At 47.6% G+C, this 22,946-nt stretch carries 24 protein-coding genes and 2 other annotated features; all 24 genes read right to left on the bottom strand.

From position 1 onward, the window contains the following. Nucleotides 1-10 precede the first annotated feature (10 nt). Entirely contained in the window at nucleotides 11-3,559 is a 3,549-nt protein-coding gene (gene rpoB, locus PQI28_RS14610) for a DNA-directed RNA polymerase subunit beta (protein ID WP_214697140.1), read from the bottom strand. 193 nt (nucleotides 3,560-3,752) lie between these two features. Next, nucleotides 3,753-4,349, bottom strand: a complete 597-nt coding sequence (locus PQI28_RS14605) for a class I SAM-dependent methyltransferase (RefSeq protein ID WP_074032423.1) — start codon at nucleotides 4,347-4,349, stop codon at nucleotides 3,753-3,755. 79 nt (nucleotides 4,350-4,428) lie between these two features. Then, a complete protein-coding gene (gene rplL / locus PQI28_RS14600) occupies nucleotides 4,429-4,797 on the bottom strand; it encodes a 50S ribosomal protein L7/L12 (RefSeq protein WP_074032420.1) in 369 nt (122 codons plus the stop codon). Between the two features lie 60 nt (nucleotides 4,798-4,857). Continuing rightward, the gene (rplJ, locus tag PQI28_RS14595) at nucleotides 4,858-5,364 is read right to left on the bottom strand and encodes a 50S ribosomal protein L10 (RefSeq protein ID WP_214697119.1); all 507 of its coding nucleotides are present in this window, start codon (nucleotides 5,362-5,364) and stop codon (nucleotides 4,858-4,860) included. Between the two features lie 44 nt (nucleotides 5,365-5,408). Beyond that, nucleotides 5,409-5,562, bottom strand: a sequence feature (ribosomal protein L10 leader region). A gap of 59 nt (nucleotides 5,563-5,621) precedes the next feature. Beyond that, nucleotides 5,622-6,308: a 50S ribosomal protein L1 gene (gene rplA, locus PQI28_RS14590; RefSeq protein WP_074032415.1), complete on the bottom strand. Its 687-nt coding sequence runs from the start codon at nucleotides 6,306-6,308 to the stop codon at nucleotides 5,622-5,624. A gap of 94 nt (nucleotides 6,309-6,402) precedes the next feature. After that, on the bottom strand, nucleotides 6,403-6,828 hold the full coding sequence (gene rplK, locus PQI28_RS14585; protein ID WP_012727690.1) for a 50S ribosomal protein L11: 426 nt from the start codon (nucleotides 6,826-6,828) through the stop codon (nucleotides 6,403-6,405). Nucleotides 6,829-6,975: 147 nt separating this feature from the next. Further along, on the bottom strand, nucleotides 6,976-7,527 hold the full coding sequence (gene nusG, locus PQI28_RS14580; protein ID WP_012727691.1) for a transcription termination/antitermination protein NusG: 552 nt from the start codon (nucleotides 7,525-7,527) through the stop codon (nucleotides 6,976-6,978). 16 nt (nucleotides 7,528-7,543) lie between these two features. Continuing rightward, nucleotides 7,544-7,714, bottom strand: a complete 171-nt coding sequence (gene secE, locus PQI28_RS14575; RefSeq protein ID WP_074032412.1) for a preprotein translocase subunit SecE — start codon at nucleotides 7,712-7,714, stop codon at nucleotides 7,544-7,546. Between the two features lie 34 nt (nucleotides 7,715-7,748). After that, nucleotides 7,749-7,895 carry a 50S ribosomal protein L33 gene (rpmG, locus tag PQI28_RS14570; protein WP_026824819.1) on the bottom strand — a complete coding sequence of 49 codons (147 nt, stop codon included), beginning with the start codon at nucleotides 7,893-7,895 and terminating at the stop codon, nucleotides 7,749-7,751. 128 nt (nucleotides 7,896-8,023) lie between these two features. Beyond that, a complete protein-coding gene (sigH, locus tag PQI28_RS14565) occupies nucleotides 8,024-8,665 on the bottom strand; it encodes an RNA polymerase sporulation sigma factor SigH (protein WP_031421852.1) in 642 nt (213 codons plus the stop codon). A gap of 209 nt (nucleotides 8,666-8,874) precedes the next feature. Further along, nucleotides 8,875-9,414, bottom strand: coding sequence for an NYN domain-containing protein (locus PQI28_RS14560; RefSeq protein ID WP_214761567.1), 540 nt, complete (start codon nucleotides 9,412-9,414; stop codon nucleotides 8,875-8,877). Continuing rightward, nucleotides 9,411-10,160, bottom strand: coding sequence for a 23S rRNA (guanosine(2251)-2'-O)-methyltransferase RlmB (rlmB, locus tag PQI28_RS14555; RefSeq protein WP_074032495.1), 750 nt, complete (start codon nucleotides 10,158-10,160; stop codon nucleotides 9,411-9,413). The genes PQI28_RS14560 and rlmB overlap by 4 nt, the downstream gene beginning before the upstream one ends. A gap of 109 nt (nucleotides 10,161-10,269) precedes the next feature. Beyond that, entirely contained in the window at nucleotides 10,270-10,674 is a 405-nt protein-coding gene (locus tag PQI28_RS14550) for a Mini-ribonuclease 3 (RefSeq protein WP_224863691.1), read from the bottom strand. Next, nucleotides 10,671-12,068: a cysteine--tRNA ligase gene (cysS, locus tag PQI28_RS14545; RefSeq protein WP_214786178.1), complete on the bottom strand. Its 1,398-nt coding sequence runs from the start codon at nucleotides 12,066-12,068 to the stop codon at nucleotides 10,671-10,673. Before cysS ends, PQI28_RS14550 begins: the two co-directional genes overlap by 4 nt. Next, on the bottom strand, nucleotides 12,037-12,726 hold the full coding sequence (gene cysE, locus PQI28_RS14540; protein WP_012727699.1) for a serine O-acetyltransferase: 690 nt from the start codon (nucleotides 12,724-12,726) through the stop codon (nucleotides 12,037-12,039). The genes cysS and cysE overlap by 32 nt, the downstream gene beginning before the upstream one ends. Nucleotides 12,727-12,777: 51 nt before the next feature. After that, nucleotides 12,778-12,985: a binding site (T-box leader), on the bottom strand. After that, a complete protein-coding gene (gene gltX, locus PQI28_RS14535) occupies nucleotides 12,982-14,439 on the bottom strand; it encodes a glutamate--tRNA ligase (protein ID WP_214697139.1) in 1,458 nt (485 codons plus the stop codon). It overlaps the preceding feature by 4 nt. 45 nt (nucleotides 14,440-14,484) lie before the next feature. Further along, nucleotides 14,485-14,958, bottom strand: a complete 474-nt coding sequence (gene ispF, locus PQI28_RS14530; protein WP_074032390.1) for a 2-C-methyl-D-erythritol 2,4-cyclodiphosphate synthase — start codon at nucleotides 14,956-14,958, stop codon at nucleotides 14,485-14,487. Then, nucleotides 14,955-15,635, bottom strand: coding sequence for a 2-C-methyl-D-erythritol 4-phosphate cytidylyltransferase (ispD, locus tag PQI28_RS14525; protein WP_339963758.1), 681 nt, complete (start codon nucleotides 15,633-15,635; stop codon nucleotides 14,955-14,957). Before ispD ends, ispF begins: the two co-directional genes overlap by 4 nt. 56 nt (nucleotides 15,636-15,691) lie before the next feature. After that, nucleotides 15,692-16,756 carry a PIN/TRAM domain-containing protein gene (locus tag PQI28_RS14520; protein ID WP_074032388.1) on the bottom strand — a complete coding sequence of 355 codons (1,065 nt, stop codon included), beginning with the start codon at nucleotides 16,754-16,756 and terminating at the stop codon, nucleotides 15,692-15,694. Between the two features lie 113 nt (nucleotides 16,757-16,869). Further along, entirely contained in the window at nucleotides 16,870-18,246 is a 1,377-nt protein-coding gene (gene radA, locus PQI28_RS14515; RefSeq protein ID WP_074032385.1) for a DNA repair protein RadA, read from the bottom strand. A gap of 57 nt (nucleotides 18,247-18,303) precedes the next feature. Then, the gene (gene clpC / locus PQI28_RS14510; protein ID WP_214697112.1) at nucleotides 18,304-20,739 is read right to left on the bottom strand and encodes an ATP-dependent Clp protease ATP-binding subunit; all 2,436 of its coding nucleotides are present in this window, start codon (nucleotides 20,737-20,739) and stop codon (nucleotides 18,304-18,306) included. A 24-nt stretch (nucleotides 20,740-20,763) separates the two neighbouring features. Next, nucleotides 20,764-21,807 carry a protein arginine kinase gene (locus tag PQI28_RS14505; protein WP_214697110.1) on the bottom strand — a complete coding sequence of 348 codons (1,044 nt, stop codon included), beginning with the start codon at nucleotides 21,805-21,807 and terminating at the stop codon, nucleotides 20,764-20,766. Next, nucleotides 21,807-22,241 carry a UvrB/UvrC motif-containing protein gene (locus tag PQI28_RS14500; RefSeq protein WP_214786182.1) on the bottom strand — a complete coding sequence of 145 codons (435 nt, stop codon included), beginning with the start codon at nucleotides 22,239-22,241 and terminating at the stop codon, nucleotides 21,807-21,809. The genes PQI28_RS14505 and PQI28_RS14500 overlap by 1 nt, the downstream gene beginning before the upstream one ends. A 5-nt stretch (nucleotides 22,242-22,246) precedes the next feature. Then, nucleotides 22,247-22,723: a CtsR family transcriptional regulator gene (locus tag PQI28_RS14495; protein ID WP_337874869.1), complete on the bottom strand. Its 477-nt coding sequence runs from the start codon at nucleotides 22,721-22,723 to the stop codon at nucleotides 22,247-22,249. Between the last annotated feature and the right edge of the window lie 223 nt (nucleotides 22,724-22,946).

Here is a 22,946-nt window from a genome sequence, read left to right as displayed (position 1 = left end):
CCTTTTCGCCTTATTCCTCTTCCGTAACAGTCGGTTGAACGACTTGTTCTAACGCCGATGTTGCGTTCGGGATGTTGTCGTCATCTTCATCTTTCATTTCGACTTCTTCATCATCCGCTGACATCATCTTGACTTCCATACCGAGCGCTTGAAGCTCTTTGATCAAGACGCGGAATGATTCAGGAACGCCCGCTTTCGGAACGCTCTCGCCTTTCACGATGGCCTCGTATGCTTTCACACGACCAACCGTGTCATCCGACTTGATTGTCAAGATTTCTTGGAGCGTGTAGGCTGCGCCGTACGCTTCAAGAGCCCAAACTTCCATCTCCCCGAAGCGCTGACCACCGAACTGTGCTTTACCACCGAGCGGTTGTTGCGTAACGAGTGAGTATGGTCCAGTCGAACGAGCGTGAAGTTTATCATCAACCATGTGCGCGAGTTTGATCATGTACATGACACCGACAGAGACACGGTTATCGAACGGTTCACCCGTACGACCGTCATAGAGACGCGTCTTCGCATCTTTATCCATACCAGCCTCTTCAATCGTTGCCCATACGTCTTCCTCACGCGCTCCATCGAATACAGGTGTCGCCACTTTGATGCCGAGCTTCTTCGCCGCCATCCCTAAGTGAAGTTCAAGCACCTGACCGATGTTCATACGAGATGGTACCCCAAGCGGGTTGAGCATGATGTCAACCGGTGTACCGTCTGGCATGTATGGCATATCTTCTTCAGGGAGGATCCGCGAGATAACACCTTTGTTACCGTGACGTCCCGCCATCTTATCCCCTTCGTGAATCTTACGTTTTTGAACGATATAGACACGTACCATCTGGTTGACGCCTGGAGACAACTCGTCACCGTTTTCACGGTCGAACACTTTGACATCCAAGATGATTCCGTCTCCACCGTTTGGTACACGAAGTGACGTATCACGTACTTCACGTGCCTTCTCACCGAAGATTGCGTGCAAGAGACGCTCTTCCGCCGTCAATTCCGTAACTCCCTTAGGCGTTACTTTACCGACGAGGATATCGCCATCCTTGACTTCAGCTCCGATGCGGATAATTCCACGATCGTCCAAGTTACGAAGCGCGTCATCTCCGACGTTTGGAATATCACGTGTGATTTCCTCTGGTCCGAGTTTCGTGTCACGTGACTCCGACTCGTACTCTTCGATATGAATCGATGTGTACACGTCATCTTTCACGAGACGCTCACTCATGATGATCGCATCCTCATAGTTGTAACCATCCCAAGTCATGAAGGCAACGACGACGTTACGGCCGAGCGCGAGCTCACCCATATCCATCGACGGACCGTCTGCAAGGATTTCTCCTTTTTCGACACGGTCGCCAGCTGCGATGATTGGTTTTTGGTTGTAGCATGTTCCTTGGTTAGAACGGACATATTTTTGAAGTTTGTAGCGGTCTAAATCACCTGAAACCTCAGAACCGTTAACGTCAGACGTACGACGGATCAAGATTTCACGCGCTGTGACACGCTCAACGACACCTGGGTATTTCGCAACGATTGCTGCCCCAGAGTCTTTCGCAGACACGTACTCCATTCCAGTACCGACGATCGGTGAATCTGGTTGGAGAAGCGGTACTGCTTGACGTTGCATGTTCGCTCCCATGAGGGCACGGTTCGAGTCATCGTTCTCAAGGAACGGGATACATGCTGTCGCGGCAGAAACAACCTGTTTCGGCGAAACGTCCATGTAATCGACTCGGCTTGGCTCAACTGACAAGTTTTGTCCGCGGAAGCGGCAAAGAACTTGTTCGTCTGCAAAGTGACCGTCTTCTGTGAGCGGCATGTTCGCCTGTGCGACGACATAGAGGTCTTCCTCATCAGCCGTCATATATTGGATATCGCCAGTGACAAGACCTGTTTCCGGGTCAACACGACGATACGGTGCTTCGATGAAACCGTACTCGTTCACTTTCGCATAAGACGAGAGTGAGTTGATGAGTCCGATGTTCGGTCCCTCTGGTGTTTCGATTGGACACATCCGACCGTAGTGCGAATAGTGAACGTCTCGAACTTCGAAACCAGCACGCTCACGTGTCAAACCACCCGGTCCAAGTGCAGAGAGACGACGTTTGTGCGTCAACTCAGCGAGCGGGTTCGTCTGGTCCATGAACTGTGACAATTGCGAGCTACCGAAGAACTCTTTAAGTGATGCGATAACCGGACGAATGTTGATAAGCGCCTGCGGTGTGATCGCGTTTTGATCTTGAATCGACATACGTTCTTTTACGACACGTTCCATACGAGAAAGCCCGATACGGAATTGGTTTTGGAGAAGTTCTCCGACTGAACGAAGACGACGGTTTCCTAAGTGGTCGATGTCATCTGTTGTTCCGACTTCGTGAAGTAAATTGAAGAAGTAGTTGATTGAAGCGATAATATCAGCCGGCGTAATATGCTTGATACTACGGTCGATATTGCCATTTCCGATGATGTTCAAGACACGCTCTCCATCTGGGTCATCTGGTGAGATGACTTTGATTGATTGAAGACCGAACGGCTCACCTTCAGCGACACCACCAGTTGGTTCCGCATCGACATAACCGAGGCCGCTCTCCAAGTGTGGGAGGATACGATCTAAGTTGCGGCGGTCGAGGACTGTTCCAGCTTCAGCGAGTACTTCGCCTGTTTCTGGGTCCACGAGCGTTTCCGCCAATTTTTGACCGAACAAACGGTTCTTAAGATGAAGCTTTTTGTTCATCTTGTAGCGACCGACGTTCGCTAAGTCATAACGTTTCGGGTCGAAGAAACGTGACACGAGAAGTGATTTCGCATTTTCTACCGTTGGTGGTTCACCAGGGCGGAGACGCTCATAAATCTCGATCAACGCTTTCTCTGTAGACTCTGTATTATCTTTTTCAAGGGTGTTACGAAGGTATTCGTCATCCCCGAGAAGGTCGATAATCTCTTGGTCCGTACCGAATCCGAGGGCACGCAACAACACCGTTACCGGGATTTTACGGGTACGGTCGATACGAACATAAACGATATCTTTGGCATCTGTCTCGAGTTCGAGCCAAGCACCACGGTTCGGGATGACGGTTGCGCCAAATCCACGTTTACCGTTTTTATCGAGTTTAGCGTTATAGTACACGCTCGGTGAACGGACAAGCTGGGAAACGATGACGCGTTCTGCACCATTAATGATAAACGTTCCCGATTCTGTCATGAGTGGGAAATCCCCCATGAACACTTCTTGTTCCTTAAGCTCACCTGTCTCTTTGTTTTGGAGACGTACTTTTACGCGAAGTGGCGCAGAATAAGTAACGTCGCGCTCCTTCGATTCATCGATTGAATACTTCGGCTCACTGAGCGAGTAATCGATGAACTCCAATACGAGGTTTCCTGTGAAGTCGGAAATCGGTGAAATGTCCGTGAACATTTCCTTCAACCCTTCACGCAAGAACCACTCATAAGAAGCAGTTTGAATTTCAATCAAATTCGGAAGCTCTAATACCTCACTGATACGGGCAAAGCTTCTTCTCTGACGGTGACGACCGTACTGAACAAGTTGACCAGTCAACTGATTCACCTCTCAGACCCCCAATTCTTTAGCGAATTTTTCGGGCGTAATAATCGAACATTGTCATTGAATGTCGCTCGTTTTCCGTCTCTAAAAAGCAGCAGACACGGCAGTTTCAAGCGAATTCCATTCCAATGGCATTTTATAATGTTAGCATATACGTTATGGCGAGTCAACAAGACTTCACCGTTTGTCAAGACCGAATTGCCCGGAAAATAAAGTAACCTTTTTCTTTCGCAATCGTTTCGACTTGACCAAACACCTCTTCTAATAATTTCTTAGCAGAAGGCGCTCCTTGTTTTTTCTGAATGACGACATAGATTGCTCCTCCATCGACCAAATGCGCATGTGCTTCACGCAAGATCGTATGGACGACTTGTTTCCCCGCACGAATCGGCGGATTGGTGACAATGGCGGCAAACCGTTCTCCCCCCACCGCGTCATACGCGTGAGAAAGTCGTGTTTCGACCGTCACTCCATTACGGGCGGCGTTTTGCTCAGAGAGCGCCAGCGCACGCTCATTCACATCGATGAGCAAGGCTTCACGCCCAGAGGCATCGGCAAGCGAGATCCCCATTGGACCATAGCCACAGCCTACATCTAAAATACGTCCTGAGACATCAGGCACTTCAAACGACTCAATTAAAAGACGCGACCCAAAATCGACTGATCCTTTCGAGAACACACCGCGGTCCGAAGTGAAATGATACTGTTTCCCTCGCAACTCGTACGTCCATGTCTCCGGGGCACTTTCCGAACGTGGATCGTTCGTATAGTAATGATCTCCCATGCGTTGAACCTCCTAACCCTTTCTTCAAGGAAATAAAAGAAGCTCGCCATGGCGAGCTTCTATAGGTTGTGAAGTTGAATTACTTAACTTCAACAGATGCGCCAGCTTCTTCAAGCTTAGCTTTGATTGACTCAGCGTCTTCTTTAGAAACGCCTTCTTTGACTGGAGCTGGAGTTCCGTCAACGAGTGCTTTTGCTTCTTTAAGGCCGAGACCTGTGATTTCACGAACAGCTTTGATGACGTTGATTTTACCAGCGCCAGCGTTTGTGAGTACTACGTCGAATTCAGTTTTCTCTTCAGCTGCTGCGCCTGCGCCAGCACCTGCAACTGCTACTGGAGCTGCTGCTGATACGCCGAATTCTTCTTCGATTGTTTTTACGAGTTCGTTAAGTTCGAGAACCGTCATTGATTTGAGGTCTTCGATGAATTGCTCTTTGTTGAAAGCCATTATGGTTTTCCTCCTTTGATGTTGTGAAAAAGTTTTTTGAGTTACGCTACGCGACAAAAATTAAGCTGATTGCTCTTCTTTTTGTTCTGCGATTGCGTTTGTTGCGACTGCGAGCCCACGGATTGGAGCTTGAAGTACGCTGAGAAGCATCGAGAGAAGACCATCGCGTGATGGAAGTTCTGCAAGGGCTTTGATTTCTTCGAGTGAAGTCACTTTGCCTTCGATGATTCCGCCTTTGAGTTCGAGCGCTTTGTGCTCTTTCGAGAAGTCGTTCAAGATCTTCGCTGGAGCAACAACGTCTTCGTTAGAGAAGGCGATTGCTGTAGGACCAGTGAAGACTTCGTCAAGACCTTCGAAGTTCGACTGAGTAGCTGCGCGGCGAAGAAGACCGTTCTTGTAAACTTTGAACTCGATTCCAGCGTCACGGAGTGATTTACGGAGTGTAGTCACTTCTTCAACTGTAAGTCCACGGTAGTCAACAACAACTGTTCCAACGCTCGCTTGCATTTTCTCAGCGATTTCATCGACGAGTGCCGATTTCTGAGCTACGATTTTTTCGTTTGCCATGTGTTTGCACCTCCTAGTCAATTCTTATACCGGACGAGAGGCTGCTCTCCAAAAGAAATCCCTCGTATGAAGACATACGAGGGCGTAATTGTTTGAAAGTAAACCTGTGACAACAGGCTCAAGTTCGAGCAAAGACACCTCGGAAGGGTTTACGGACCGATGTCCACCTTCTGTCTACGGTAATCCAACATATTCGGTTGAACGTGTATTACTTTAACAGCGGCGTCACACGTTGTCAACAATTTATTTCAACAAGATTACTTAAGGAAATCCGCAGTCGCTACACGGATCCCAGGACCCATTGTAGATGAAAGCGCGATGTTTTTAAGGTAAGTTCCTTTTGCAGTAGCAGGCTTCACTTTCATGAGTGTTTCGAGGATTGTCTCGATGTTCTCAGTAAGTTTAGATGCTTCAAATGATTTCTTACCAACTGGAACGTGGATGTTACCAGCTTTATCAACACGGTATTCAACTTTACCAGCTTTGATATCCGCGATTGCTTTTTCTACGTCAAAAGTAACTGTTCCTGTTTTCGGGTTAGGCATGAGGCCTTTAGGTCCGAGAACACGACCAAGTTTACCAACTTCACCCATCATGTCAGGTGTCGCAACGATTACATCGAAGTCGAACCATCCTTGTTGGATTTTGTTGATGTACTCAGCGTCGCCAACGTAGTCTGCGCCAGCAGCTTCCGCTTCTTTCACTTTCTCACCTTTTGCGAAGACGAGAACTTTTTGTGTTTTACCAGTACCGTGTGGAAGTACAACGGCACCACGGATTTGTTGGTCTGCTTTCTTCGGATCTACGCCGAGACGGACAGCAACTTCGATTGTTTCATCGAATTTAGCAGTAGCTGTTTTTTGAACGAGCTCGACAGCTTCAGCGAGGTCGTATGACTTCGTGCGGTCAACAAGCTTAGCTGCTTCTTGGTGTTTTTTACCCATGATCTTTTCCTCCTTGTGGTTAGCGGAATTTCCTCCCACATAATGAAGGGATTGAAGGTGAGCAGTATTCACCGACAACCCCAGAGACTAACAATTAGTCTTCGATTACAATACCCATACTACGTGCAGTACCTTCAACCATAAGCATCGCTGTTTCTACAGATGATGCGTTAAGGTCAGGCATTTTAAGTTCAGCGATTTCGCGAACTTTGTCACGCTTAACCGTTGCTACTTTCTTACGGTTTGGTTCACCAGAACCACTCTCGATACCAGCAGCTTTCTTCAAGAGAACTGCAGCTGGTGGAGTTTTCGTAATAAATGTAAACGAACGATCTTCGTATACCGTGATGACTACAGGAATAATCAATCCGGCTTGGTCTTGTGTACGAGCGTTGAACTCTTTACAGAATCCCATGATGTTAACACCTGCTTGACCAAGTGCTGGACCTACTGGTGGTGCTGGGTTAGCTTTACCAGCTGGGATTTGAAGTTTAACGAGTTTAGAAACTTTTTTCGCCACGAGACACACCTCCTTAAGTCTAAAATGTGGTTTCTTGGACGTTGTGCGCCCTCCCACTCAATCTATTAGGTCGAGTTTGTACCGAAATATAGCACAACATCAAACATTTTCGATTGTACCATCCGTTTCACGGATTAGCAAGTGGGTTTAGTTAATTTTCTGAACTTGTTCGAAATCAAGCTCAATTTTTGTTTCGCGACCGAACATGTCGACCACGACTTTGAGCTTCTCTTTGTCGGCTTCAATCTCGTCGATTGTCCCCTCAAAGTTCTCGAACGCGCCTTCTTTCACGCGGACAAGGTCACCGAGCTCGTAGTTGTAACGATCTTTCTTCTCGATGAGTCCCATTTGTGACAAGACGTTTGTCACTTCGTCCGGTTGGAGCGGGATCGGTTTTGCACCGCCGCCCGTTGAACCGAGGAAGCCGGTGACGTTAGGCGTGTTGCGGACAACATACCATGAATCGTCAGTCATGACCATCTCTACGAACACATAGCCCGGGAAACTTTTGACTTCACGCTCTTTAATTTTCTTTTCGCCACTCTTTAATGTGACTTCTTCTTGCGTCGTTTCAGTCGGGACGAGGACGCGGAAAATTTTATCTTCCATGTTCATCGAACCGATTCGACGTTCTAGGTTTTCTTTGACGTTATTCTCAAAACCTGAGTACGTCTGGACAACAAACCATTGTTTCTCCACGGCTTTCACCTCTTCCTTAGTTAATCAATAAATTGACGAGATAGCTGACTCCAGTATCTACGCCGAACACGAACAGGCCAATCACGACAACAGTCGCGATGACGGTAACGGTATATTTCGTGAGTTCTTTACGAGTTGGCCAACTCGTTTTTTTCAACTCTTTCCATACGTCGCGCAAAAAGTTCATGGTAGCTTCCTCCTACATTGAATGCCAATCTACGTTACTTTGATTCTCGATGCATCGTATGCGCGTTACAGCGGCGACAAAACTTTTTCATTTCAAGCCGTGTCGACACACCATCTTTTTTTGTCGTCGAATACTCCCGAGACCCGCATTCTGAGCAAGCGAGACTTACTTTCTTTGCCATTCATAAGCGCCCCTTTCGACTACTCCCTCTTAAAAAAGAGCGAAAAAAAAACGCCTCCTGTAAATGGCGTCTACGGACAAGGCGCTGCTTTTAAAGTATCACATAGGAGGCACGCGGTCAATAATCGGTTAGCTCGTAAGCATCCGGACGTCGACATGACGTTCGAATTTCTTCTTCACACGCTGTAACGCATTATCAATCGATTTGACATGACGGTCGAGGTCGTCTGAAATCTCTTGATAAGAACGTCCGTCTAAATAAAGACGCAACACTTTCCGTTCGAGATCACTCAAAATCTCATCCATCTTCGCTTCCATAAACGTCTGTTCTTCTTGTGTCACGATGAGTTCTTGTGGATCCGTCGGATGTGGTGGCAAGATGACATCGAGTAACGTCCGGTCGGATTCCTCGTCGAAAATCGGTTTATCGAGTGACACATATGAGTTGAGCGGAATATGCTTTTGACGCGTCGCCGTCTTGATTGCCGTGATCATCTGACGAGTGATGCACATCTCAGCAAAACTTTTGAACGAGGCGAGTCGCTCGTCTTTATAGTCCCGCACCCCTTTATAAAGACCGATCATGCCCTCTTGGACGATGTCCTCATGATCTGCACCAATCAAGAAATAAGAACGTGCTTTCGCGCGTACAAAATACCGGTATCGTTCAATCAAAAACTCGAGCGCGTCGCTATCCCCTTCGTTGCGCGCCAATAAGACCAACTCTTCGTCTGACATTTTTTCAAACTGTTCGTACGGCCATCCGTTCATGCTCGTTACCCCCCGGCGATTGATCCTGAACTATGTAAGGTTTTGTCCCATTATAGGACCCCCTACTCCTATGCGTCAAACAAATTTCTAAAAATTCCGTCAATTAAATGCTGTGTAACTCATATATGTAATAGTATACAACATTCCTTTGCAAAAAAATGTCAAAATCGAAACAAAGACGAGTCCATTTCATGAACTCGTCCGTGATTTCAATCACCTTTTGATTTACGACGTCGCATTTCTTCAAATCGTTCTTGAATATGCGGAGGAATATCGATCGTTTTTCGATTCGATTGTTCCTTCTCTAATGAGAGACGTTGTTGCTCAATCAGTGTTTTGGCATGCTTCCAGTCTTTTAATAACTCGGTCGCGGGGACACGTAAGGCACCTTGGCCGAAAATGACCCACTGCTCGGTGAAATCGTTCGTCGCAACGAATAGTGTGACGAGTCGGTTATCCACCAGTTCGTGCGCTCGTCGCTCAATCCACTCATCCGCCGTCTCGTTCTCTTTCGTATAGACGACATCGACACGACTTCGTTTTTCTTTCGATTCACGACCGTAACGCATATGGGCATCAAAGACGACGGTGACTTCTTTCCCTGATACGGCCTGATATTCCGCCATCGCTTCAATTAACAAATTGCGCGCTTGATCAAAATCCATATCGCGCAAACTTCTCAAATGTGGCCACGCCCCGATGATGTTATATCCGTCGACAAGAAGGAGCTCGCGTTTTTGGATACTCATGCTAACGGGTTACGTGAGCGATGCACTTCATACAGAAGGAGTGCCGCTGCAACAGATGCATTGAGTGACGTGACATGACCAACCATTGGTAAATGAACGAGGAAGTCGCATGATTCACGCACGAGACGGCTCATTCCTTTTCCTTCACTTCCGATGACCACGACAAGTGGCATATTCCCATCCAATCGACGATAGTCCTGACTCTCTTTCGCATCGGTCCCGACGACCCATAATCCTTTTTCTTTCAATTCTTCGAGTGTCCGCGTCAAATTCGTCACGCGCGCAACCGGGATATGTTCAATAGCCCCAGTCGAAGCTTTGGCGACCGTTTGAGTCAAACCGACCGAGCGGCGTTTCGGGATGATGATTCCATGTGCGCCGACAGCATCCGCGGTCCGTAAAATCGAACCGAGGTTATGTGGGTCCTCGAGTTCATCTAGCAAAATAAAGAGCGGTGTCTCTTCTTTTGAAGCGGCAAGCGCGAACATGTCCTCGATGGTTTTATATTCATAGGCCGCGACGGCTGCCACGACACCCTGATGATGTTCACTACCGGCCATCTTCTCAAGCTTCGTTTTCGGTACGAATGACACTTGGACGGATGCTTCATTCGCCATCGCGATGATTTGAGCGAGCGGGCCTTTTTGTTGCCCTTCCATGATAAATACTTTGTTCATGTCGCGACCGCTTCGAAGTGCTTCGAGTACAGGGTTTCGCCCGTAAAGGAAATCAATCCCTTCCTCCATCACGTCTACTTCCTTATAGTCCGGTCGTTCCGACTTTTGATGGCGTGAACGCTCTGGACGTTCCCCACGTGGGCGGTCAAACGTTCGTTTTTCCGCCCCTCGTTTTCCGTCATGTCGTTTCGGTCGACTCGGCTTCGAGTCGTTCGAACGCTTGTTTGATGAGTTCTTCAAGACGATCCCTTCTTTCTGTTAAGTAGATATAGCCAATCAATGCCTCGAATGCTGTGGAATAACGATACGTATGGACATCGACCCGCTTCGGAATCGAGCCTGATTTCGCATTTTTGCCACGTCTGACGACGGCTTGTTCTTCTTCCGTCAACACGTCCGTCTCCAGCCAATAGGTCACGACGCTAGCTTGCGCCCGCGCGTTCACATAACGGACGGCACCTCGATGCAAATCGTTCGGGCGCGTCAATCCTTGTTCGAGTAGTCTTTTCCGTACGGCCAATTCATACACCACGTCACCCATGTAGGCGAGCGCGAGGGCATTCATTTGTTTCGGTTGCATCATAACCGTTTCCACCGAACCCCTTGGGCCGTGTCTTCGAGTTGGATGTTTTGTTCTTTTAGTAAATCACGAATCTCGTCAGCACGGGCAAAGTTACGTGCCGCGCGTGCATCGTTTCGTTCTTGAATCAATTGATCGATTTCGGCATCAAGCAATTCTTTCTCTTCAGCTAGCGTCAATCCGAGCACACCTGTCAATTCGTCGAATAACGAGAGAACTTGTTCGAGTGTCGCTTTTGCCACATGATCCGCCTTGGCGTAAATGTTCGCTTCTCGTGCCAAGTCAAAGAGGACAGTCATCGCATTGGCCGTATTGATATCGTCATCCATCGATTCGATGAACGACGTCTTGATTGCTTCAAGTTTCCGCTCCATCGACTCGCTCGGTTCACCAAGTCCAGCCGTTACCGATAAACGATATTCGATGTTTTGATACGCTTCTTTGATTCGACTCCAACCATTCGCCGCCTGTTCAATCAATTCACGGCTATAGTTGATCGGATGACGATAATGGACGGACAACATGAAGAAACGAAGAACCATTGGATCTACTTCTTTCAGCGCTTCATGGACGAGAAGAAAGTTTCCGAGCGATTTGGACATCTTCTCATTTTCAATGTTGATGAATCCGTTATGCAGCCAGTAGTTGGCGAACTTCGCATGGTTGCATGCTTCTGACTGGGCAATCTCATTCTCGTGGTGTGGGAATTTTAAATCATGACCACCTGCATGGATGTCGATCGTTGCCCCGAGATGCTTTTTCGCCATCGCCGAGCATTCGATATGCCAACCTGGTCGCCCTTTGCCCCACGGACTATCCCAAGAAGGTTCGTCCGGTTTAGCGGCCTTCCATAGAACAAAGTCGAGCGGGTCTTCTTTCTTTTCGCCGACATCGACGCGCGAGCCTGCCCGTAAATCTTCGATCGATTGTTGACTTAGCTTTCCGTACGTCTCAAACTTCTTCGTCCGGAAATAAACGTCACCTTCTGCTTCATAGGCGAACCCTTCCGTCTCTAGCTGACGGATGAACTCGATAATCTCTTCCATCGTATCGGTAACGCGTGGGTGCACGTCTGCCGGTTGCACGTTCAATGCTCCCGTATCGGCTAAATAAGCCTCAATATAACGATTCGTCAACGTCTCGGTGTCTTCCCCAAGTTCGTTCGCGGTACGAATGATTTTGTCGTCTACGTCCGTGAAGTTTAAGACGTATTTCACCTCGTACCCACGATATGTCAAATAACGACGAACCGTATCGAAGGCGATGGCCGGACGGGCATTCCCGACATGGATGTAGTTGTAGACGGTCGGTCCGCACACATACATGGATACTTTCCCCGGAACAATCGGGACAAACGGTTCTTTTTTATTCGTGAGACTGTTGTACAGCTGAATCATGCGTTTTCTCCTCCATCCGCTTTTCAAGCGTCGCTAATTTTTGTTGTAGTTCATCCACTGCCGCTTCTAAGCGTTCTTGACACTCGCGGTCCGGATCTGGGAAACGATGATCGAGGTCATGTTGCTTCACACGCTTCCCGTTTCGAATGACGACACGTCCTGGGATACCGACGACGGTCGAGTCAGACGGTACATCGTTCAAGACGACAGAGCTCGCTCCGATTTTGACGCAATCGCCAACCGTAATGTTCCCGAGCACTTTCGCTCCTGCTGAGATGAGCACATCACTCCCAATTGTAGGATGACGCTTCCCTTTTTCTTTCCCCGTTCCACCGAGTGTGACGCCTTGATAAATGGTTACATCGTTCCCGATAATCGCCGTCTCTCCAATGACAACACCGAAACCGTGATCGATGAATACACGGTCACCGAGGACTGCACCCGGATGAATTTCAATCCCGGTCAACCAACGACTGAACTGGGCCAATAACTTGGCCACAAGCTTCACGTTACGCTTCCATAATCCGTGCGCGATGCGATGTGCCCATATGGCGTGTAGTCCCGGATACGTCAGTGCCACCTCTACTTTTGAACGGGCGGCAGGGTCTAGTTCTAAGACAGTCCGCAAGTCTTCACGCACGCTGCTCCAAAATCCCATAATTGATATCTCCTTTTCGTATACAAAAACAAAGACGCCCCTGTGCCAAGGCACAGAGACGCCATAAGCGCGGTTCCACTCTGTTTGGGAAAAAGTGTTCCCCTCTCAAGTCTCGTTAACGCCGAGTCACGGCCTCGACTACGTATCGCCGAGACGGCTCCGAGGTGCACTTCTTCGGGGGACACATCTAGAACTCCCAGCCTAGGTTCTAGTCTCTGCAAAGTGTCATACCGCTTACTTTCCTCATCGATGCCTTTATGCCAATAAAGTTGTCAGACGTTTCAAGACACGCTCTTTTCCGATTAACGAAATCGCGTTCGGGAGCTCTGGTCCATGTGTTTGCCCTGTCGTCGCGACACGGATTGGCATGAACAAGTTCTTCCCTTTTTGACCAGTTGCTTTTTGCGTTGCTTTCGTCGCCGCTTTAATCGCTTCTGGTGTGAAGTCTTCGATTCCTTCGAGTTGTTGTTTGAACTCTGCAAGGACAGCGGGAACCGTTTCCCCTGAAAGGACAGCATTCGCTTCCTCGTCATACTCGATCTCATCTTTGAAGAACAAGTCCGTCAACGAGACAATCTCCGCCCCGTGCGTCATTTGTTCTTTATACAATGCGATCAAGTTTGTTGCCCAATCTGCCTCCTCGACAGATACCGCCTCGGGTAATCGTCCTGCTTCTTGTAAGAATGGTAAACTGAGTGCCACTACTTCGTCAAGCGTGGCCTTCTTCATGTATACACTGTTGATCCAAGAAAGTTTTTGTTGGTCAAATACAGCCGGACTCTTCGACAAACGGTTCGCATCAAACATTTCAATAAACTCTTCTTTCGAGAAGATTTCTTCTTCTCCGACTGGTGACCAGCCAAGAAGAGAAATGAAGTTGAAGAGCGCTGCTGGCAAGTAACCGAGATCCGCATATTGTTCAATGAACTGGATGATTGATTCATCACGTTTTGACAATTTCTTATGTTGATCGTTATAGATGAGCGTCATGTGACCGAATTCAGGATATTCCCATCCAAGCGCGTCATATACCATCATCTGTTTTGGTGTGTTTGCGATGTGGTCGTCTCCACGCAAGACGTGGCTGATCTTCATCAAGTGGTCGTCGACAACAACAGCGAAGTTGTAAGTCGGAATCCCATCTTGTTTCACGATGACCCAATCACCAAAGTCTTTCGACTCGAATGAAACATCACCTTTGACGACATCCGTCCATTTATACGTCACGCCTTCCGGCACGCGAATTCGAATTGACGGCTTGCGGCCCTCTGCTTCAAACGCTTCACGTTCTTCGACAGTCAGGTTGCGGTGCGCACCAGAATAACGCGGTGCTTCGCCGCGCGCGATTTGTGCTTCACGCTCTGCTTCGAGCTCCTCTGATGTCATATAGCATTTATAAGCAAGACCTTTGCTCATCAATTCGTTGACGTATTTCTCATAAAGTGAAAGACGTTCCATTTGATAATATGGGCCGTAGTCTCCATCACGACCTGGACCTTCATCCCAATCGATTCCGAGCCACTCCAAATACTTCATTTGACTCTCGACACCGTTTAATACATTTCGTTTCTGGTCAGTATCTTCAATTCGAAGAATCAATTTCCCGCCTGCATGACGAGCAAATAAGTAGTTAAACAACGCAGTCCGCGCATTTCCGATGTGGAGATGCCCCGTCGGACTAGGCGCATAGCGTACACGCACTTCACTCATAATAGTTCCACCTTTCTTCTCTTCTGCCCAAATAGTATACCATTTCTGTCAAGCCCGGTTGAGTAAGATGACCGCTTGCGCCGCGATTCCTTCTTCACGTCCTGTGAAGCCGAGTTTCTCCGTCGTCGTCGCCTTCACGTTCACCTGTTCGATGTCCGCTTCGAGTAGGTCGGCAATGACCGCTCGCATCTCATCAATATAAGGACGTAGTTTTGGACGTTGTGCCATGACGGTCGCGTCCACATTTCCGAGGACATATCCCTCATCCTTCACAAGTTGCCATACGTGGCGAAGCAATTCTTTCGAATCCGCATCTTTAAATTCCGGGTCCGTATCAGGGAAATGCTTCCCGATGTCACCTGCCGCAATCGCTCCAAGCGCTGCATCGGCAATCGTATGGAGTAACACATCCGCATCGGAATGACCGAGTAGACCACGTTCATGTGGAATCTCAATTCCTCCTAAAATTAATGGACGTCCTTCCGCAAATGCGTGTACATCAAATCCTTGACCAATTCTCATTGTAAGTTCTCCTTTGCTAAAATCGCATCACCAAACAATAAATCCTCCGGCGTCGTCATTTTAATATTATGATAGTCTCCAAGAACGACTTGTACCGTTTCACCAAGCCATTCGAATAAACTCGCATCGTCCGTTCCCATCATCTGTTGTTCGACCGCTCGTTCATGTGCGGCTAAGATCGCCTTGGTCTGAAAAGCTTGCGGCGTTTGCGCCAACCATAGATTTTCCCGAGGAACCGTTCGTTCGATTTGATGACGTTCGACTTGTTTAACTGTGTCTTTGACTGGTACTGCTAAAATGGCGCCACCTAGTAACGCCGCTTCTGCCACTTGATGCAGCTGTTCACGTTTTACAAACGGACGGGCACCGTCATGAATCATCACAATCGTATCGGGTGCAACCACCTTAAGCCCCGCATGGACACTCTGTTGTCGTTCTTCCCCACCTGTTACATATGTAATCGGTGTTTCGACTTGTGCCGTGATCGCTTCAAACCAGTCACGTTCCTCTGGACGAATCGCCAAAACAATCCGTTCACACCACGGATCGGTATCGAACGCTTGTAACGTCCACGCGATAATCGGTTTGTCACGGAGCGACAACATGAGTTTGTTCGCATCCGCGCCCATTCGTTTTCCTCTTCCCGCAGCCGGGATCACAACTGTATAAGATACTATGTCAAACACCTCTCTTCGTGAAAAAAGAGAGCGCTCACGCGTCTCTTTTTTGTTCGTTATTCAGGACGAGCAAAAATCATTCGGCCTGCAGATGTCTGCAGCACACTCGTCACGACGACAGGAAGCGTCTTCGAGATCAACTTACGTCCACCTTCCACGACAACCATCGTCCCGTCTTCGAGATAGGCAACACCTTGATTTTGTTCTTTTCCTTCTTTAATGACAGTGACAACCATCTCTTCGCCAGGGATGACGATTTGTTTGACGGCATTCGCTAAGTCATTGATGTTCAAGACTGGAACATTTCGTACTTCGCAGACTTTGTTTAAGTTGTAGTCGTTCGTGACGACAATCCCATTTTTCAACTCTGCCAACTTGATTAATTTGATATCGACTTCTGGTACGTCTTCAAAGTCCCCATCATAAATTTCAACTTGGATTCGCTTGTTTTCTTGCAGTTCTTTTAAAATATCAAGTCCACGACGACCACGGTTTCGTTTTAATGTATCCGATGAATCCGCGATATATTGAAGCTCTCCGATGACGAACTGCGGAACAATCAATGTGCCTTCCACAAATCCCGTTGTAGCGATATCTGCGATTCGACCGTCAATAATGACGCTCGTATCTAAGATTTTATCATTTGAACGTTGCACCGGTTCAGCTGCCGGTTTCTCCCGCTCACTCTTTACAAATAGTTTGATCCATTCGTTACGCTTCCGATATCCGACCGCGAAACCGAAGTAACCAAACAGCGCTGTGACAAAGATTGGAACGATCTTACTCAGTAAGAAAATGTTCGTTACTTCAAGCGAGACACTGATCAAAAAGGCGATCAAGAGCCCGATAATGAGGCCAATCGAACCGAATAAAATATCCCCTACCGGTAAACGGACGAGCCGTTCTTCGACAAAACGAATAAATGCAACAACACCATCGGTTAAGAATAAACTAAGAATGAAGAAGATAAGTCCACCAATCAAACTTGCTACGTATGGAATCGTTAACCACTCCGGCACATTCATGCCGAGGTCTCCTAATAATAACGTCGCTTCGATAATTCCGAACCAACCTACGACGAGACCAATCAAAATAAATCCGATTCGTACAGCAATCTTCACTCATTCCACCTCCTTCTATATGAAATAAAATTTCAAAAATAACACTTTCATTGTAACATGGTTTTTTCAATCACGTTCGTTACAAAGCGTTAAAAACTGCCATTGGCGTCCCGTTAAAACGGGATCGCCAACTGCAGTGCTTCGTCCACCGTTCCGACGCCGACCACTTCAATCCCTGCCGGAGCGGTCCATCCACCCATGTTGTTTTTCGGAATGATGGCACGTGTGAATCCTAATTTTGCAGCTTCGGCGACACGTTGTTCAATCCGTGATACGCGTCGCACTTCTCCAGTCAATCCGACTTCACCGATGCAGACATCCGTCGGACGAGTCGGGCGGTCACGGAAACTCGAGGCAATCGAGACACAAATCGCGAGGTCAATCGCAGGCTCATCTAGCTTGACGCCACCCGCCGCTTTTAAGTAGGCGTCTTGTGTCTGAAGCAATAAGCCAGAGCGTTTCTCAAGGACGGCCATCAGAAGCGCGACCCGGTTTTGGTCGATTCCCGTCGCCATACGTCTCGGGTTACCGAATGATGTTGGCGAGATGAGTGCTTGTAGTTCGACGAGCACTGTCCTTGTCCCTTCCATCGAAGCGACGACCGTCGAACCGGAAACACCGGCAGTTCGTTCTTCTAAAAAGATTTCGGACGGGTTGAGAACTTCTTCTAGCCCACTCTCTTTCATCTCGAAGATCCCGATTTCGTTCGTTGAACCGAAACGGTTTTTCACCGCGCGTAAAATACGGAACGTATGATGGCGCTCCCCTTCAAAGTAAAGGACCGCATCGACCATGTGCTCGAGTAAACGTGGACCTGCAATCGATCCTTGTTTCGTTACGTGACCGACGATGAACACAGCAATCCCTCTTGTTTTTGCAATCTTCATGAGCGCTGCTGTACATTCTCGTACTTGTGACACACTTCCTGGCGCCGATTGAATTTCATCCATATATACCGTCTGAATCGAGTCGATGATGACAAACCCGGGTTGTTCTTCATCAATGACGCGTTCGATCATCAACATGTCTGTCTCAGCGAGCACAAACAAGTCTTCGGTCGGTAAGCCGAGACGTTCCGCCCGCAACTTTGTCTGTTTGAGTGATTCTTCACCTGAGATATAGAGCACTTTTTTACCACTATGGGCTAGATGTGCACTGACCTGTAAAAGAATCGTCGACTTCCCGATTCCCGGGTCCCCGCCGACTAAGACGAGTGAACCCGGAACGATCCCGCCACCGAGCACACGGTCAAATTCACGACTATTTGTGTGAACGCGTGTCTCTTCTTGTGAGACGACGTTTGCGAGTCGTTCTGGCTTCAATTGTCGGGATGAACTATGCACAAACGCTGCGCCGCGCTTGGCTTTCTTCTCTTCGACAAACTCCTCAACGAGCGTATTCCATTCATTACAACCTGGACAACGTCCCATCCATTTGGCTGATTCATATCCACACGATTGGCAGACGTATTTCGTTTTAATTTTGGCCATAAGCTTCCTTCCTGTCTAAAAAAAGCTCCCTCATAAACAACGAGGGAGCTGAATGATTTACTGAACCACACCTTCGTTACGAACGACAAACTCTCCATCTTGTACGTCGAGCGCAACTTTACTGCCTTTAGCGATTGTGCCGCCAAGCATTGCTTCTGAAAGGCGATCTTCCACTTCTCGTTGAAGGGCACGACGGAGAGGGCGAGCCCCGTATTCCGGATCGTAGCCGACTTCGGCAATCTTGTCGAGCGCCGCATCCGTCAAGCTGAAATCAACTCCTTGTTCGGCAAGACGTTTCTTGAGTGTCTCTGCCATAAGTTTGATGATTTCTTGAATGTGCTCTTTTTGAAGTGAATGGAAGACCGTGATTTCGTCAATCCGGTTCAAGAACTCAGGTCGGAACGCCTTTTTCAGTTCCTCGAGTACTTTATCCTTCATTTCCGTATATTCACGTTTCACATCATCTTCGACTGTGAATCCAACGTATTTATTACGTTGAAGCGCTGCGGCTCCGACGTTTGACGTCATGATGATGACCGTGTTTCGGAAGTCGACCGTGCGACCTTTTGAATCCGTCAAGCGACCGTCGTCAAGCACTTGAAGTAAGATGTTGAACACTTCAGGGTGCGCTTTTTCAATTTCATCGAGAAGGATGACCGAGTATGGTTTCCGGCGTACTTTCTCTGTCAATTGACCGCCCTCTTCGTAACCAACATAACCAGGAGGCGAACCAACGAGACGGCTCGTCGCATGTTTTTCCATGTACTCTGACATGTCGATTCGAATAATCGCATCCTCATCCCCAAACATCGCTTCGGCAACTGCGCGAGCGAGTTCGGTTTTCCCGACTCCGGTAGGTCCGAGGAAGATGAATGAACCGATTGGACGTTTTGGATCTTTCAAGCCAGCCCGAGCCCGACGAATGGCGCGGGAAATCGATTTCACCGCATCGTCTTGACCGATGACACGGTTGTGAAGAATTGATTCGAGTTTGAGGAGACGGTCTGTCTCTTCTTCGGCAATCTTCGTGACCGGCACACCTGTCCAGTTTGCGACAACTTGAGCGATATCTTCTTTCGTCACTTCAAGTTTTTCGTTTCCTTGTTTGTTCTGCCATTCTGCTTTCAACTCTTCTAACTCATCGCGTAACTTTTGTTCTGTATCACGGAGAGAAGCCGCTTTTTCAAACTCTTGGCTTTGAACAGCAGAGTCTTTTTCTTTACGAATCGATTCAAGGCGTGACTCCAACTCTTTCAAGTTCGGTGGTGCCGTGAACGAGCGAAGTCGTACTTTTGATGCCGCCTCATCAACGAGGTCAATCGCTTTGTCCGGTAAGAAACGATCCGAGATGTAACGGTCAGACAGAACGACCGCCTCGTGAATCGCTGTGTCTGTAATCGTTACGCGGTGATGCGCTTCATAACGATCGCGCAATCCAAGTAGGATTTGTTCAGCTTCTTCTGTTGTCGGTTCATTTACTTGAATTGGTTGGAAGCGTCGTTCAAGCGCTGCATCTTTTTCGATGTACTTCCGGTATTCATCAAGTGTTGTCGCCCCAATACATTGAAGTTCGCCACGAGCCAATGACGGCTTGAGGATGTTCGACGCATCAATCGCACCTTCTGCACCACCCGCACCAATCAATGTGTGCAACTCGTCAATGAAGAGAATGACGTTTCCTGCCTGACGAATTTCGTCCATTACTTTTTTCAATCGATCTTCAAACTCACCACGATATTTCGTACCTGCTACGAGTGTACCCATGTCGAGTACCATCACTCGTTTATTGCGAAGTGTTTCAGGTACTTCGTTGTTAATAATTTGTTGAGCGAGACCTTCGACTACTGCCGTTTTCCCGACACCTGGCTCTCCGATAAGAACCGGGTTGTTTTTCGTACGACGAGATAAGACTTCAATGACACGTTGAATCTCACCTGCGCGGCCGATGACTGGGTCTAAACGCGATTCACGTGCTTGTTGCGTCAAGTCGCGTGCCAACCCATCAAGTGTTGGGGTTGCAGCGCTCGCGCCTGGTTGTGAAGCATTTGAAGAAGACTCCGTGTTACCGAGAAGCTGTAATACTTGTTGACGCGCTTTCGTCAAACTGATTCCAAGGTTATTGAGAACACGTGCTGCGACACCTTCGCCTTCACGAATCAATCCAAGAAGGATGTGCTCCGTTCCAACATATGAATGTCCTAGTTTACGTGCCTCGTCCATCGAGAGTTCAATGACCTTTTTCGCACGTGGCGTGTAGTGAATCGTCGACCCATTCTCAGAACCGCGTCCAATCAATGATTCTACTTCTTGTTGAATTTTTTCAGAAGTCAATCCGAGAGCGAAGAGCGCTTTTGCCGCAATCCCTTCTCCTTCACGAACCAATCCTAATAAAATATGTTCTGTACCAATATTATGATGGCCAAGACGTACTGCTTCCTCTTGTGCTAAAGCTAATACGCGCTGTGCTCGTTCTGTAAATCGTCCAAACATCATTGACAAAACCTCCTTGTAGTTGGATCAAACTAAGCCTTGATCTAACGTTCGACGAACGAGGGTCGCTCGTTCTCGATCCCGTTCTTGCGTAGATAATGTTTTCCCGAAATGTTTTTGTAGAAAACCTGATTGTAGCCGAACAATGAGTTCATGGAACTTTGGTGGACTCCAATCAGACAAAATCCCTAGGTCACTCGCCAAATGTAAATCAGATAATCGTTCGATGGCTTCAGTAGAAGATAGTAACTTTGCATATCGCAAAATACCATATGATCGATAAAATTGATCTTCTAACTCTTCCTGTCGATTCGCAACGAGTTCTTCGCGCGCATGACGCTCTGCTTGAATCACTTGTTCTGTCACTTCCATAAAGTCAGCCAGCAACTGTGACTCGTGACTCCCTAATGTCCGTTGATTCGACAGTTGGAACAAGCGCCCCGCTGCATCACTACCTTCACCATAACGACCTCGAATCGTATAGCCCAATTTTCGAAGTTCTCGTAAGATTGGACTGATTCGTCCCGTTAAGGTGAGTCCCGGCAAGTGTAACATGACCGAGGCACGAAGTCCTGTTCCGATATTACTCGGACATGTCGTCAAATAGCCTAACTGTTCATCAAACGCATACGATAGGGATTCTGCACATAATGCATCAACTTGTTTCGCTAATTCAAACGCCTCTTTCACTTGATATCCCGGAAGTAGCGTTTGAATGCGTAAATGGTCTTCCTCATTAATCAATACACTGATGGTTTCATCTTCACTTAAGAAGACCGCACTCTCTTCATTGGTTGCAACGGCTGGGCTAATGAGGTGTTTCTCCATCAACGCCTGTCGTGTCACTTCATCATAATCACGCATATGAAGATATTCGAATCCTTTCAACCCACGTAGACGCCCTTCTAGACGATCGCAAAGCTGACGTTCTCCTTCTTTAGAAAGTACGGGAGAGAATACCGTGTCTTTGACATTACGCGCCAGTCGAATTCTTGTAGAAACGACCAAATCATCGAGCTTGGCACGTTCTTTCATTTTTGGACCAAGTGGATGTGTTAGGAAAGTTTCCATCAGACATCTCCCTGCCCTTCTAATTGCTTCATTTCTTTTTGAATGCGTGCTGCCCGTTCATAATCTTCTTGTTCGACAGCGCGGTTCAACTCCCCTGCCAACTTTTCGAGCCGTTCTTCAATCCGTTCATGTGGCGTGCGTAGCTGGTCAGGGATTGAACCGATATGATGATCATGTCCTTGTTGATATTGACGAGTGATTTTAATCAATTCATCCCGAAATACGGTATAACATGTAGCGCATCCTGCTTTTCGTACGCGCAACAGGTCTTGGCGTGTCATCTGACAAGTCGGGCATCGCTTCACGACTGGTACATATCCTGTCATCAGTTCTACCGTACATTGTCGACATAATCGTTTTTTTACGGGTATATCTTGTTCCATCACAACGACTTCATTGACAGCAGGTCGTTGTTTACAACGTTCGCATAACATACGACTTATCCCCCATTACGATAACGAAGTACTTTCATCAGTGCCAGCAATTGTTGACGTCGAATAAAAGAGCGATCATCAACTTGTAAGTGTAATGCTTCATCTGATAAGAGATGGTAAATCAATTGCGCTTCTTGTTCGTGCATCATTTGTTCTTCTACTAATCGCACGAGTACATTTTCAACGAGTTGTTCATTCAGACGTGGATGCTCATGAATGATATCCATCAAACTAGAGAGCACATCCTGTTTTTCATGTAAGATGACGCGTCGGATCCGAATATATCCACCGCCACCTCGTTTACTTTCTACTAAATATCCTTTTTCGACGGTAAAACGTGTGTTGATGACATAATTGATTTGGGATGGGACACATTCGAATCGTTGCGCGATATCTTGGCGTTTAATCTCGATTGCATTTGCCTGACTTTCCTTCAATACTTGCTTCAAATACTGTTCGATAACATCCGAAATATTTCTCATCTCCACCACCCTCTGACCATCTTTGACTTTTGACTATATTTTATCATTGATTTAAAAAAAGGCAAACGAAAAGCGATGCTCTCATAGAGAGCACCGCCAATCAATAAAAAAACGACCGAGCGTATGCTCGGTCGTTCTCTCTGTTGTTGCCTGGCAACGTCCTATCCTCACAGGGGGAGATCCCCCAACTACTTTCGGCGCTGAGACGCTTAACTTCCGTGTT

Origin of the sequence: Exiguobacterium sp. USCH10, assembly GCF_037619445.1 — a bacterium.
Taxonomy (GTDB): Bacteria; Bacillota; Bacilli; order Exiguobacteriales; family Exiguobacteriaceae; genus Exiguobacterium; species Exiguobacterium aestuarii_A.
The sequence above is the reverse complement of the archived record's forward strand: the minus strand, read 5'-3'. Positions and strand labels throughout refer to the sequence as shown.